This is a genomic window from Pseudomonas shirazensis (assembly GCF_050496565.1).
Taxonomy (GTDB): domain Bacteria; phylum Pseudomonadota; class Gammaproteobacteria; order Pseudomonadales; family Pseudomonadaceae; genus Aquipseudomonas; species Aquipseudomonas shirazensis_A.
In genome coordinates this window covers 250,428-264,057 of record NZ_JBNWAE010000007.1, presented here as the reverse complement: position 1 = coordinate 264,057, position 13,630 = coordinate 250,428, and the positions used below count along the sequence as shown (strand labels likewise).

Annotated in this window: 12 protein-coding genes; 8 read left to right on the top strand and 4 right to left on the bottom strand. The window is 62.9% G+C overall.

Annotated features, from left to right (window positions below; genetic code table 11):
- The first annotated feature begins 50 nt into the window (after nt 1-50).
- On the top strand, nt 51-254 hold the full coding sequence (locus ACQZ2L_RS13030; protein WP_430326411.1) for a hypothetical protein: 204 nt from the start codon (nt 51-53) through the stop codon (nt 252-254).
- 296 nt (nt 255-550) lie between these two features.
- Here ACQZ2L_RS13030 and ACQZ2L_RS13025 read toward each other — a convergent pair whose 3' ends face one another.
- Nucleotides 551-784, bottom strand: coding sequence for a hypothetical protein (locus ACQZ2L_RS13025; protein ID WP_430326409.1), 234 nt, complete (start codon nt 782-784; stop codon nt 551-553).
- A 390-nt stretch (nt 785-1,174) separates the two neighbouring features.
- Here ACQZ2L_RS13025 and ACQZ2L_RS13020 point away from each other — a divergent pair, with 390 nt between their 5' ends.
- Genes ACQZ2L_RS13020 through ACQZ2L_RS13005 form a run of 4 tightly spaced genes read left to right on the top strand, consistent with a single transcriptional unit; the run spans nt 1,175 to nt 6,727 of the window.
- A complete protein-coding gene (locus ACQZ2L_RS13020) occupies nt 1,175-2,338 on the top strand; it encodes an isovaleryl-CoA dehydrogenase (protein WP_430326407.1) in 1,164 nt (387 codons plus the stop codon).
- A gap of 18 nt (nt 2,339-2,356) precedes the next feature.
- Complete coding sequence (locus ACQZ2L_RS13015; protein WP_430326405.1) at nt 2,357-3,964, top strand: carboxyl transferase domain-containing protein; 1,608 nt, start codon at nt 2,357-2,359, stop codon at nt 3,962-3,964.
- Between the two features lie 4 nt (nt 3,965-3,968).
- A complete protein-coding gene (locus tag ACQZ2L_RS13010; protein ID WP_430326403.1) occupies nt 3,969-4,781 on the top strand; it encodes a gamma-carboxygeranoyl-CoA hydratase in 813 nt (270 codons plus the stop codon).
- Nucleotides 4,778-6,727 (top strand): acetyl-CoA carboxylase biotin carboxylase subunit, encoded by a 1,950-nt coding sequence (locus ACQZ2L_RS13005; RefSeq protein ID WP_430326401.1) that lies wholly within the window; start codon nt 4,778-4,780, stop codon nt 6,725-6,727. The genes ACQZ2L_RS13010 and ACQZ2L_RS13005 overlap by 4 nt, the downstream gene beginning before the upstream one ends.
- 226 nt (nt 6,728-6,953) lie before the next feature.
- Here the strand turns inward: ACQZ2L_RS13005 and ACQZ2L_RS13000 are convergent, their stop codons facing one another.
- Entirely contained in the window at nt 6,954-7,661 is a 708-nt protein-coding gene (locus tag ACQZ2L_RS13000; RefSeq protein WP_430326399.1) for a S24 family peptidase, read from the bottom strand.
- Nucleotides 7,662-7,758: 97 nt separating this feature from the next.
- Here ACQZ2L_RS13000 and ACQZ2L_RS12995 point away from each other — a divergent pair, with 97 nt between their 5' ends.
- From ACQZ2L_RS12995 to ACQZ2L_RS12985, 3 genes are all read left to right on the top strand, one after another.
- On the top strand, nt 7,759-8,064 hold the full coding sequence (locus ACQZ2L_RS12995) for a DUF6124 family protein (RefSeq protein ID WP_101320948.1): 306 nt from the start codon (nt 7,759-7,761) through the stop codon (nt 8,062-8,064).
- A 431-nt stretch (nt 8,065-8,495) separates the two neighbouring features.
- Nucleotides 8,496-9,002, top strand: coding sequence for a sigma factor-like helix-turn-helix DNA-binding protein (locus ACQZ2L_RS12990; protein ID WP_430326397.1), 507 nt, complete (start codon nt 8,496-8,498; stop codon nt 9,000-9,002).
- A gap of 161 nt (nt 9,003-9,163) precedes the next feature.
- Nucleotides 9,164-10,312, top strand: coding sequence for a M14 family metallopeptidase (locus ACQZ2L_RS12985; RefSeq protein ID WP_430326395.1), 1,149 nt, complete (start codon nt 9,164-9,166; stop codon nt 10,310-10,312).
- Here ACQZ2L_RS12985 and ACQZ2L_RS12980 read toward each other — a convergent pair whose 3' ends face one another.
- Both ACQZ2L_RS12980 and ACQZ2L_RS12975 read right to left on the bottom strand, forming a co-directional pair.
- The gene (locus ACQZ2L_RS12980; RefSeq protein ID WP_430326393.1) at nt 10,313-11,281 is read right to left on the bottom strand and encodes a Csu type fimbrial protein; all 969 of its coding nucleotides are present in this window, start codon (nt 11,279-11,281) and stop codon (nt 10,313-10,315) included. It abuts the gene before it with no gap.
- Entirely contained in the window at nt 11,278-13,599 is a 2,322-nt protein-coding gene (locus tag ACQZ2L_RS12975) for a fimbria/pilus outer membrane usher protein (RefSeq protein WP_430326469.1), read from the bottom strand. The genes ACQZ2L_RS12980 and ACQZ2L_RS12975 overlap by 4 nt, the downstream gene beginning before the upstream one ends.
- Between the last annotated feature and the right edge of the window lie 31 nt (nt 13,600-13,630).

The following is a 13,630-nucleotide window of genomic DNA, read 5'->3' as shown; positions in this document are numbered from 1 at the left end:
GCACAGCTTTTTGCAACACACCCCGTAGCACAGAAGAGAGGAACGTACCCATGGCCACAAAAGCTCAACTCAAAGCGCTGCTTGCTGATAAATATGACTATAAGGAGACTGATATCGACGACACTACACGCATCACGGACATCGTGGGGAGTGATACAAAACTTGGCATTCACTTGCAAGATCTGAGCGTGGATTTGTCTCCCCGACAGTTGGAGGACGCAGTGACTGTCGGAGACTTGGTGAAACTATTGTAGCCTGTTAGACGGCCTGCTCCTGGCTCAACGCCGACGCTGAGCCAGGAGCAGATCCTGCCGAAAACCTAAAGGTTTCCTTACGCAACACACTGCTGGATCAGGCTACTGCGCAGTGATATACGGCCCGTCGAAGTTGATTGAGAAAGGGGTTTACAAAATGGCGCGGGCTGCGCGTGCGAGGCAGAGCAATCATTGATCAAAAAAGGGCCTGAAGCCATCCAGCCAGGCCAATAACGTGGACGATTCACCCCGTTATCAGACTCACCGTATGACCTGGCCCTGTAGTATCACCCGTATTACTTCATGGAGTCTTTCTTGTTGATGTTAATGGCATAACTTTTGCCATTTTCTTTCTTTACAGCGAACTCCACAGTGTCTCCTTCCTTGGGCTTTTCCGTCATCGTGGCGAATGCTTCACTGGAAACGACAATTTCGTTCCCTTCATCATCCATCCAGTCCATGCTTCCCAACTTCTTCTCTTTGGGGATCGATTTTAGTTTTGCAACTACCACCTTGCTGTCAGTGCTCATTTCAATGTCGCCTCTGTAATAATGGATACACGTGTGTGCCATTCAAATTTACCCCAGCGCCGTAGCGGCCAGTACTGACAGTTTTACTAGGCATGGGTGCTCGCGCGCGTCCGGTCAGGCGCCACGGAATGACCGTCTCAGCATGGTTACGTTTACGTAAAGGTGACGCCGAGATTGACACCTTGCGAGCCCAGGTTTACGTTAACGTCAACCAACCACCACACCGCTTCTGTGTGTAGGAGCGGCCTTGTGTCGCGATAGGGTCGCGTAGCGGCCCGGGGATGTCGAAGGCGAAGCTGCAATCTTGGGGCCGCTACGCGACCCATTCGCGACACAAGGCCGCTCCTACAGGGACGTGGTGATATCCAAGAACAATAAAGGTACCCACCCATGCATTACCCCAGCCTGAACTTCGCCCTCGGCGAAACCATCGACATGCTTCGCGACCAGGTCCGCGCCTTCGTCGCCGCCGAACTGGCCCCGCGCGCAGCGCAGATCGATCAGGACAACCTGTTCCCCGCCGACATGTGGCGCAAGTTCGGCGACATGGGGCTGCTCGGCATCACCGTGCCGGAGGAATATGGCGGCGCCGGCCTGGGCTATCTGGCCCACGTCGTGGCCATGGAAGAAATCAGCCGCGGCTCGGCCTCGGTGGCCCTCTCCTACGGCGCCCACTCCAACCTCTGCGTCAACCAGATCAACCGCAACGGCAGCCACGCGCAAAAACTCAAGTACCTGCCCAAGCTGCTCAGCGGCGAGCATGTCGGTGCATTGGCGATGAGCGAGCCGAATGCCGGCTCCGACGTGGTGTCGATGAAGCTGCGCGCCGAGGAGCGCGGCGACCATTACGTACTCAACGGCAGCAAGACCTGGATCACCAACGGTCCGGATGCCAACACCTACGTGATCTACGCCAAGACCGACCTGGACAAGGGCGCCCATGGCATCACTGCGTTCATCGTCGAGCGCGACTGGAAGGGCTTCTCGCGCAGCAGCAAGTTCGACAAGCTGGGCATGCGCGGCTCCAACACCTGCGAGCTGTTCTTCGACAACGTCGAAGTGCCAGCGGAGAACATTCTCGGCCAGCTCAATGGCGGCGTGCGCGTGCTGATGAGCGGCCTCGACTACGAGCGCGTAGTGCTCTCCGGCGGCCCGACCGGGATCATGCAGGCCTGCATGGACCTGGTGGTGCCGTACATCCATGACCGCAAGCAGTTCGGCCAGAGCATCGGCGAGTTCCAGCTGATCCAGGGCAAGATCGCCGACATGTACACCCAGCTCAATGCCAGCCGCGCGTATCTGTATGCCGTGGCGCAGGCCTGCGACCGTGGCGAGACCACGCGCAAGGACGCCGCCGGGGTGATCCTCTACAGCGCCGAGCGGGCCACGCAGATGGCGCTGGAGGCGATCCAGATCCTGGGCGGCAACGGCTATATCAACGAGTTTCCGGCGGGTCGCCTGCTGCGCGATGCCAAACTCTACGAAATCGGCGCCGGCACCAGCGAGATCCGTCGGATGCTGATCGGCCGCGAACTGTTCAACGAAACCCGCTGAGCACAAGGACCTGCGCCCATGGCTATTTTGTACACCCAGATCAACCCGCGCTCGGCCGAGTTTGCCGACAACAGCGCGGCCATGCTCGAACAGGTTCAGGCGCTGCGCAGCCTGCTCGCCCAGATCAGCCAGGGCGGCGGCGCCAAGGCCCAGGAGCGGCACACCGCACGAGGCAAGCTGTTACCCCGCGAGCGTATCGACCGCCTGCTCGATGCCGGCTCGGCGTTTCTCGAGATTGGCCAGCTGGCCGCTTACGAGGTGTATGGCGAAGACGTGCCCGCCGCTGGCGTGATCGCCGGCATCGGTCGGGTCGAAGGCGTCGAGTGCATGATCGTGGCCAACGACGCCACCGTTAAAGGCGGCTCGTATTACCCGCTGACGGTGAAAAAACACCTGCGCGCGCAAACCATCGCCCTGCAGAACCGCCTGCCGTGCATCTACCTGGTCGACTCCGGCGGCGCCAACCTGCCGCGTCAGGATGAGGTGTTCCCGGACCGTGAGCACTTCGGCCGGATCTTCTTCAACCAGGCCAACATGAGCGCCCTGGGCATCCCGCAGATCGCGGTGGTAATGGGCTCGTGCACCGCCGGCGGCGCCTACGTGCCGGCGATGGCTGACGAGGCGATCATGGTCCGCCAGCAGGCGACGATCTTTCTCGCCGGGCCACCGCTGGTCAAGGCCGCCACGGGTGAGGTGGTCAGCGCCGAGGAGCTGGGCGGCGCCGACGTGCATTGCCGCACCAGCGGCGTTGCCGACCATTACGCCGACAACGACGAACACGCCCTGGCCCTGGCTCGGCGCAGCGTGGCCAACCTCAACTGGTACAAGCTCGGTCGCCTGCAGTGCCGCACCCCGGTTGCGCCGTTGTACGGCGCAGACGAGCTGTATGGCGTGGTACCGGCCGATCCCAAGCAGCCGTTCGACGTGCGCGAGGTAATTGCGCGGCTGGTCGACGGCTCGGTCTTCGATGAGTTCAAGGCGCTGTTCGGCACCACCCTGGTGTGCGGTTTCGCCCATCTGCACGGCTATCCGGTGGCGATCCTGGCCAACAACGGCATCCTGTTTGCCGAAGCCGCGCAAAAAGGCGCGCACTTCATCGAACTGGCCTGTCAGCGCGGCATCCCGCTGCTGTTTTTGCAGAACATCACCGGCTTCATGGTCGGCAAAAAGTACGAAGAAGGCGGCATCGCCAAGCACGGCGCCAAGCTGGTGACGGCGGTGGCCTGCGCCCAGGTGCCGAAGTTCACGGTGATCATCGGTGGCAGCTTTGGTGCTGGCAACTACGGCATGTGCGGCCGCGCCTATGACCCACGCATGCTGTGGATGTGGCCCAACGCCCGGATCGGCGTGATGGGCGCCGAGCAGGCGGCCGGTGTGCTGGTGCAGGTCAAGCGCGAGCAGAGCGAACGCGCGGGGGCAGTATTCAGCAGTGCCGACGAAGCCGCGCTCAAGCAGCCGATCCTCGACCAGTACGAGCGCCAGAGCCATCCCTACTACTCCAGCGCGCGGCTGTGGGACGACGGCGTCATCGACCCGGCGCAGACCCGCGATGTACTGGGCCTGGCGTTGTCTGCCGCGCTCAATGCGCCGATCGAACAGAGCCGTTTCGGCATCTTCCGGATGTGACCCCATGAGCGACTACAGCACCCTTGAACTGATCAAGGACCCCCGCGGCTTCGCCACCCTGTGGCTGAACCGGGCCGACAAGAACAACGCCTTCAACGCGCAGATGATCCGCGAGCTGATCGTTGCCGTGGAACGGCTTGCTGCCGACGCCAGCTTGCGTTTTGTGCTGCTGCGCGGCCGTGGCCGGCACTTCAGCGCCGGCGCCGACCTGGCCTGGATGCAGCAATCGGCGCAGCTGGACTTCAACACCAACCTGGACGACGCCCACCAGCTGGGCGACCTGATGTACAACCTGTACAACCTCAAGCTGCCCACCCTGGCCGTGGTGCAAGGTGCCGCCTTTGGCGGCGCCCTGGGCCTGATCAGTTGCTGCGATATGGCCATCGGCAGTGAGGATGCGCAGTTCTGCCTGTCGGAAGTGCGCATTGGCCTGGCACCAGCGGTGATCAGCCCGTTCGTGGTCAAAGCCATCGGCGAGCGTGCCACACGCCGTTATGCGCTGACAGCCGAGCGTTTCAGCGGCCTGCGCGCGCAGCAGTTGGGCTTGCTCGCTGAAGCATACCCAGCCGAGCAACTCGAGCAGCAGGTCGAGGCCTGGGTCGACAACCTGCTGCTCAACAGCCCGCAGGCACTGCGCGCCAGCAAGGACCTGCTGCGCGAGGTCGGCCACGGCGAGCTGACCCCGGCCGTGCGCCGTTACTGCGAAAACAGCATTGCCCGCATCCGCGTCAGCGCCGAGGGCCAGGAGGGCCTGCGTGCCTTCCTCGACAAGCGCCGCCCCGCCTGGCAACCCACCGACAAGGAAGCACGCCCATGAGCCACCCCACCCTGACTACCTTGCTGGTTGCCAACCGCGGTGAGATCGCCTGCCGGGTAATGCGCACCGCCAAAGCCATGGGCCTGACCACGGTCGCCGTGCACAGCGCCATCGACCGCGACGCACTGCACGCTCGCGAGGCTGATATCCGTGTTGATCTGGGCGGCAGCAAGGCTGCCGAGAGCTATCTCGATATCACCAAGCTGCTGGCAGCAGCCAAAGCCAGCGGCGCCCAGGCGATCCACCCAGGCTATGGCTTCTTGTCGGAAAACGCCGGCTTTGCCCGAGCCATCGAGCAAGCCGGGCTGATCTTCCTCGGCCCTCCAGCCAGCGCCATCGACGCCATGGGCAGCAAGTCGGCAGCAAAAGCGTTGATGGAGGCTGCTGGCGTGCCCTTGGTACCCGGCTACCACGGCGCCGCACAAGATTTGCAGACCTTCCGCGAAGCCGCCGAGCGCATCGGCTACCCGGTGTTGCTCAAGGCCAGTGCCGGCGGCGGCGGCAAGGGCATGAAGATGGTGGAAAACGTCAGCCAGCTGGCCGACGCGCTGGCCTCGGCCCAGCGTGAAGCGCAGGCCTCATTCGGCAATGCGCAGATGCTGGTGGAGAAGTACCTGCTCAAGCCGCGCCACGTTGAAATCCAGGTGTTTGCCGACCAGCATGGCAACTGCCTGTACCTGAACGAGCGCGACTGCTCGATCCAGCGCCGCCATCAAAAGGTCGTCGAAGAAGCGCCAGCCCCCGGCTTGGCGCCGGAGCTACGCAAAGCCATGGGCGAAGCGGCCGTGCGCGCCGCGCAGGCGATTGGCTACGTCGGCGCCGGCACTGTCGAATTTCTGCTCGATGCCCGCGGCGAGTTCTTCTTCATGGAGATGAATACCCGGCTGCAGGTCGAGCACCCGGTCACCGAGGCGATTACCGGGCTTGATCTGGTCGCCTGGCAGATCCGCGTGGCCCGCGGCGAACCGCTGCCGATCACGCAGGCGCAGGTGCCGCTGCGTGGCCATGCGATTGAAGTGCGGCTGTATGCCGAGGACCCGGCCAACGAATTTCTGCCAGCCACCGGGCGCCTGGCGCTGTACCGCGAGTCGGCGCCGGGCGAAGGCCGCCGGGTCGACAGCGGCGTCAGCGAGGGTGACCAGGTGTCGCCGTTCTATGATCCGATGCTGGGCAAGCTGATTGCCTGGGGTGAAGACCGCGAGCAGGCGCGTCTACGTTTGTTGTCGATGCTCGATGAATTCGCCATTGGTGGGGTCAAGACCAACATCGCCTTCCTGCGGCGAATTCTGGCCCACCCGGCGTTCGCTGCGGCGGAACTGGATACTGGCTTCATTCCCCGCCATCAGGAGGCACTGCTGCCCGCCCCTGGTGAGCTGCCTGCGCAGTTCTGGGAAGCCGCAGCGCAAGCCTGGCTGCAGAGCGAAACCGCACGGGTTCGTGATGACGACGCCGACTCACCGTGGGCCGCCCCCTCTGGCCTGCGTCTGGGCCTGCCCAGCCAGAGCAGCGTCCACCTGCACAGCGGCGGGCAGGCTCAAGCGCTGACGCTGCAGGCCAGCGCGCCCTCGACCCTGCGCCTGGAAGGTGAAAAGCTGTGCCAGGATGTGGACGGCGTGCGCCGGCGTCATCTGGCGATTCGTCGGGGCGCCACCCTGTACCTGGGCTGGGACGGTGACATGCATGCCGTCAGCGCCTACGACCCGATTGCCGAAGCCGAGGCCAGCAACAGCCAGCACGGCGGCCTGAGCGCGCCCATGAACGGCAGTATCGTGCGGGTGCTGGTCGCGCCTGGCCAGGCGGTCGAAGCCGGCACTGCGCTGGTGGTGCTGGAGGCCATGAAGATGGAACACAGCATCCGCGCCGCCCAAGCCGGTACGGTCAAAGCGTTGCTGTGTGAAGAAGGCGACATGGTTGCTGAAGGCGTGGTCCTGGTCGAGTTGGAGTAACGCCTGTGCATGCTCCGTGGCCCGCGTTACACCCGCATGCCCGAAAAGCGCATTGGCCCCCTGTAGGAGCGGCCTTGCCGGGGCGCCGGACCGGTCGGAAAGGGTCGCGTAGCGGCCCCACATTTTCAGCTTCGCCGCCAACATCGCCGGGCCCGCTTTGCGGCCTTTCGCGACACAAGGCCGCTCCTACAGGCCGTGAGATGTCGCGGATCGTGGGGCCTGCGGATCAGAAGATGCCGTGCACGCGTACCACAACGCCAAGGAATTCACAGCCCTCTTCGCACACCAGCGTCGGGTAACTGCCATTGAGGGCCTTCAGGTAACGTTGGCCGCCCTCCTCCGTCAGTTGGCGGAAGATCGCCGACTTGCCGGGCTGGCGGGCCACCACCAAGCGCCCCGGCTCCACGGCGACGCCACTGTCGACCAGCACCAGCATGCCCTCGGCAACGCTCTTGCCACTGACCGCGCTCATCGCATCGTTTTCAACCGGTAGCCACCAGGCGTGGCCCTTGGCCAGGTAGTCGGTTTGCTCGAACACAGCAGGTTCGGCTGCTACCTCGCTGCCCAGCGCATCCCATGCCAGCAGCGGGTAACGAAAGCACACGATGTATTTGGTCCAGTCTTCATCTTCGACGCTGTCGTCGACGGCATAGCGCACGCGCTCTTCACCGATCTGCCCGGCCACCTGTAATTGCAGGCTGACGTGGTAGTGCGGCATGCCCAGTTCGACGAACACTTTGTTCATCGAATCGACCCGTGGTTGACGGCGTTTGCACAGCCAGTGGCCAATGCTGCCCTGGGACACGCCAACGCGTTCAGCGAGCAGTTCCTGCGAGATGTCGAGCTCCTCCATCCGGTCACGGATGAGGGCAATCCATTTATCCATATTCATCGCTGGCACGATACGGACTGCCTCTAGGCGCTCAATACACATAAGGTAGTATTTCCTTGAAAGCACACAAATACATTAGGTATTAGAATCAGGCAGAGTCCTTCCCACAGCGCCGTTCCCGGTATCAGGATGAAACCCCATGAAAAAAGACGAAACAGATCTGGACAGTGAAGCTGCGCGCCGCGCGCTCGACTACTACCTCAACCCCACCCCGCCGCGGCCCAACCTGGACAACAAGGTGTGGACCTTGCAGCCCGGGGTATCCATTGGCGAAGCCCATGACCATGCGCTGGCCCTGCTGCGCTGCGCGGCGGCAACGGCCCATGAAACCGCCACCCACCAGGACGGCATGACCCGTGAGGTGACACTGGCACTGATGCATATGGTGAACATGGCGAGGTCACTGCTCGAGCACAAAAAGGCAGTGATGACGGACGACAGATAAGAGCAGAACGTGAACGCCAGGTAACGGCAATGGCCCCGATTGCCGGGACAGGATGAGGAGTGCAGGTAATTTTTTTACCGATTTCAACAAATATCGTTTGACTGGCAAATGATAACGATTATTATTGCACTCAGCAGGTCGCAAGACCCGCTGGATAACCTGGAGACCTTAGGTCGGACTCTCAGATTATCTCCTCATCAGGCTAATCACGGTTTTTGACCCGGCTTTTTGCCGGGTCTTTTTTTTGGTCTTCAGGCTAATGAAGATGGGTACCGCTTGATGGCCGCGATCATAGCAAAAGTGTTTCTACAGGTGAATGGATGTAACAACCTTTTGCGCAAACAGCACTTGAGAATCAATCTCGTTAAGATTAAGCTGTTCGTGCATCAGGGAAGATGCCCCCACCCCTACATCTGAGCAAGGAGCCACCCATGACCCGCCTACTGCCCCTTGAACAGCACCTGCACAGCCAAACTGATGAAGACGCCTTGCAGCACCATCTGCGCCGTCTACCGCGGCGGGTGCAACAAGTGTTTCTGCTCAGCCGCCTCGAACAATTGCCGTTCGCCGCCATCGCCGAGCGCCTCAACCTCAGCCTAAACGCCGTCGAACGCCACATGCAGCAAGCGTTGCAGGGCACTCAGGCTCGGTGCGACAGCTTCGCCAGCGCCGCCGGCCATTGGTATGTGCGCCTGCAAAACCCACAAGTCAGTGCCAGCGAGCGGATCGACTTTCGCCGCTGGCTGGACGCCGCCGACGAGCACTTGCAGGCCTTCCACCAGACCGAACTGCACTGGCGCCGCCTGCTCGCCCCGGCACGTCAACTGGGGCAAGACGGTTGGTACCTGCAGGGTCAGGCAGCGCTGTCACTGGGCGGTTGCTCGATTGCGGCTGGCCTGAGTTTGGCCGCCCTGCTGGCGATGGCGTACTGGGTGTGAGTAAACCCAGCCCGTGAGCCAAGCGCGGCCTGGCTGCGTTGCCGAGCAATGCCGACACTCGATGAAACACGCCCTGCCAACCGGCAACACATTTGCAGTCCCAGCCAGCGCTGCGAGCGGTGTAGAGTAACCGTCACAAAAAAAGCCACAGGAGCCTGGCAATGACCGTGACGTCGCCCGCTGTAACCATCGACTGCGCTTTCGATTCCGGCAACATTCAGGTGCTCGACGCCAGCAATCCAGAGCAGGTGCATCTGGCCATTCGCTCCGACAGCCACAGTGGCCACTTCCAGTGGTTTCACTTCAAGGCAGATGGCCTGACGCCTGGCCACACTCACCGGTTCAGCCTCGACAACGCCAGCCAGTCTTCCTATCCCAATGCCTGGAGCGGTTATCAGGCCGTGGCCTCGTATGATCAGCAGGTGTGGTTCCGCGTCCCCAGCCGCTTCGACGGCGAGGCCCTGCATTTTGAGTTGCAGGCCACTCAGCCGCAGGCCTGGTTCGCCTACTTCGAGCCCTACTCGCGTGCCCGCCACAATCAATTGATCGACCGCGCCCAGCAGTTGCCTGGGGTCGAGCTGTTGGCCCACGGGCGCAGCGTGCAGGGCCGTGATATCCCTCTGTTGCGCGCCGGTGACGGTGCGCCCGGCAAGCGCAAGCTCTGGCTGATCGCCCAGCAGCACCCGGGCGAGCACATGGCCGAGTGGTTCATCGAGGGCGTGATCGATCGCCTCGAAGCCAACGATGCGCAGATTCAGGCATTGCTCGCTCAAGCCGACCTGTATCTGATCCCGAACATGAACCCGGACGGCGCCTTCCTCGGCCATCTGCGAACCAACTTCAAAGGGCAGGATTTGAACCGTGCCTGGCAGTCAGCCAGTGTCGACACCAGCCCCGAGGTGCTGTTTGCTCAGGCGCAAATGAAACAGTACGGCGTCGATGCATTCATCGACGTGCACGGTGACGAAGAAATCCCCCACGTGTTCACCGCCGCCTGCGAAGGCAACCCAGGCTACACCCCGCGCCTGGCGAAGCTCGAGGAGCAGTTCCGCAGTACCTTGTGCAGCATCACCGCAGACTTTCAGACCACCCACGGCTATACCCGCGACCAGCCTGGTCAGGCCAACCTGACCCTGGCCTGCAACGCTGTCGGGCAACAGTACGACTGCCTCTCGCTGACCCTGGAGATGCCCTTCAAGGACCATGACGACGCGCCCAACGTGCAGACGGGCTGGTCCGGCCAGCGCTCGAAGGATTTGGCCGGTGCGGTACTGGAGACGTTGGCGAGAATGGCCCGCGATCTACGCTAGCTAGAACTGCACATCCAGAATCACGCTGTCGCTGTAAGTCGCAGCCGGCGGAGTCGGTTGATCACTGTAGACCCGCGCGTTGTAGTTGAAGATCTGGCTACCGGTGCCAGTGCCTGCGCCCGGGTTGACATTGGCATCGGTACTGGCACGCCTGGCTGTATTCAGCGAGCCCCAGCGCTCGCTGCCGGCGCTCTTGAAAATGTCATAGGCCAGATAGTTATTGGCCGGTGACTTCATCCGCCGACGGCCGCCAGCCGGATTTACCCCATCATCCAGGCCAACCGTGTAGTTGCTACCCTTGGTGCAGGAAATATTGATGCTTTGATTGACCGTGGTAAACGCACTGACCACCGGCGCACTGTTGAAGACAATGTTCGGGGTGGTGATCTGGCAGTCATTGCTTACCGTCAGGTTGACGTTGAGGGTGCGGCTGCCACTGCCTTTATCGCGGCCCAGGCAAATCGCGCCGGCACTGACGCCGGAGCAGTAGTCCCAGGCCCAGGCAATGGTCAGGGTTTCCTGGTACAGGCCTGCAGCAACATTGGCACCCAGGTTGGTCTTCACATACAGCGGCACGGTCTTGGGTGTGGTGCCATTGAGCAGGCCAAGCAGGTCGAGGATACCGTTGCGGGCAAAGTCGAACGCCACGCCACGGGTGATCGGAAAGCTCGTGCTGTTGTTGGCATACAAGGTGTAAGGAATCACATCGCCGGTTGGCCCGACCAGGCCGCTGGTGGTGGAGGTAATCGTTGCATAGAAGTGATCGCCCGAACTCAGCAGACTGAGCAAGGAGCCTGTGCACTGCAAACCGGCATTGGTGGTCGAGGCGCTTTGCACGGTGCCGCGCACCAGCGTCGAATTGACCGTACCGAAGCTCGCCGGCAGGGTGTTGACCATATTGCAAAGGCCCCAGGCCGGCGCTGCGACCAGGGTTGCGAGCAGGGCCACAGCCCCTGCAAAGCGGTTCATTGACACACCAACGGGCCGATCAACGGCACCGGCCCCTGCCCTTCCGGCAGATCAAAGGCGACCTGGCACTGGCCGCCCTCGGCCAGCTCGACCTGCAGGGTGTTGTGCGCCGATAGATTTTCCAGATACACCAGGCCGTCCCAGCCCACCACCGCCAGGCTGCCGCTCTGCTGATGGGTGACCCGGCTGCCCAGCTTGAGGTTGCTTTGCTGGGCGTCGACCAGCACGATGCTCGCCGCCAGCACCCGCTTGAGCGGGAACTCCAGCAAGTAGCCGCTACCCCGGCGCACGGCGACCCGTTGCTCGACCTGCGGTGCCAGCACATCGGCCGACAGCTCCATCGGATCGATCTCGTACTTGCCGCGGTAGTAACCGCTGCTGTACGGCACCAGCAGGTGGCCGTTGCGGTCAGTGCGGCCAACCAGCTGATTCTCGTAGCGCACCGGCACATCGGCGTAACCGTCGGTACTGACAACTACAAAGGCATCGTCGATCCGGTTGGCGGCGAACAGGCCGGCGTCCATCCATACCAGCGAGCCGCTGGCGTCGGCCCAGCGGGTCATGGCGTCACTACTGCCATAGGTGCCCGCCTGCAACTGCACCGACTGCAGGCGCCAGGTGGCGTCAGCCTGGCGATAGGCTTCGCGGTCGCCGTCGGCGTAACCCAGGTTGAAGCCTACACCGCCACCCACCGGCACGGCGCGGCTGTAGTTGACCCGCTGCTGGCGGCTGCCATCCTGGCTGCGCTCCATGCTCAGGGCCAGGTTGCCATGCAGGTCGAACGGGATCACCAGCTGCGCCTGCATGGCCCACTGGCTGTCGCCGACCTCGCGGTTGGCTGACAGGTACAGGCTGCTGTTGCCCCACAACGAGCGGCTCCAGCTCAGGTTGAGCAGACGGGTACGCGAGCCGTCGCCGGCCTGCACATCGAAATAGCCGGCACCGAGGCTGCCATAGCGCTCAAGGTTCAGACTCAGGGTGACCTGTTCACTACGCTTGGACAGCTGCGTGTAGGGCGTGTCGACCCGCGACAGGTCGGCGTAGTCGCCATGGCGCTGCAGGCGCTGGTAACTGAAACCGAGGTGCTGGCTGTTGTATTGATAGCCCAGCGCAACCTGCTGGCCCTGTTCGCCCTCGAACCGGCTCTGCGCCAACGCCGCATTGAGCACGCCAAAATTGCCCAGCCGTAGATTGCCACCCAGGCCGCCGAGGGCGAGGGTCTCGGCGGTCTCCAGATGGCCCTCGAGGGTAAAGCTGTCGCTGACCCCGTGGCGCAGGCTGGCGCTGGCAACGCCTGTGCCGTAGCCAAAATCACGCACGCCGTAGTCGCGGCGCAGGCTGCCGGCCGCCAGGGAAAAGTCGCTCAGGCCTTTGCCCAGCAGGCTGCTGGTGACATAGAACGGCAATGTGGTCGACACCTGGCGGCCGAGGGCGTCGGTGGTCACCACCACCGCTTCGCCGGCACCGTTGATGAACGGCACGTTGGTCAGGGTGTATGGCCCAGGTTGCAGGTCGGTGGTGCTGGCCTTGTAGCCGTTTATGAACAGGTCCAGCGACGTCGGCACAGCCGCCTCACCGGCAAAGGCCGGCAGCGGATAGGTGACCAGGTCCGGGCGGGCAGCAAAATCGCGCGACAGCTGCAGGCCGCCGAGCCGCACTGAGCTGGTCCAGGGCAAGGCGCCGGTGACCAAGTCCCCGGCCTCGATGGTCAGCAGGCGTTGCTCGTCGGTATAGCGCCAGGTAGTGTCGTAGCGCAGAAAACCCTGGCGGGTATCGGCCTGCGGCGCGCTGTTGAAGGACTGACGCCACTGACCAGTGGTGCTGAACGTGCCCCAGCTGTCGAACAGGCGCAGCTCGTTCCAGGCAGCCAGGTAGGTGCCGCTCTCATCGGTGTCATTCAGGTAGACGTCGTAGTTGAGCAGCGCGCCAAAACTGCTGCGGGCGTCGCTGGCCGGGTACAGGCCGCGCTCGCCAACCCGCTGCAGCGGCAACCAGGCGGCGGGCACCTGCAACAGCAGGCGCTGGTTGGCGCTGTCGTAGTCGGCGTGCAGGTCGGCATAAGCATCCAGCGCCACCTCACCCTGGGCAACCCCCGGCAAGCTGATGCCTGCGGCCGTCAGCACCTCGCTGGCGATGAACAAGCGCCCGGCGCGTTGCTGCACGGGCACCAGCTCAGCCCTGGGCATCTGATTCACCAGCAGGTCGAGGTACAGCGTGGCATCGGTGACCGCGCTGCTCTCGCTCGGTGGCGGCGGCAGGCCGTTGGCCAGCGCCAGCTGTGGCCCCAGCAGCAAGCCCAGGCACACCTGATGGGCCATCCACGACAGCCATTTCACACACGGCTTCCAG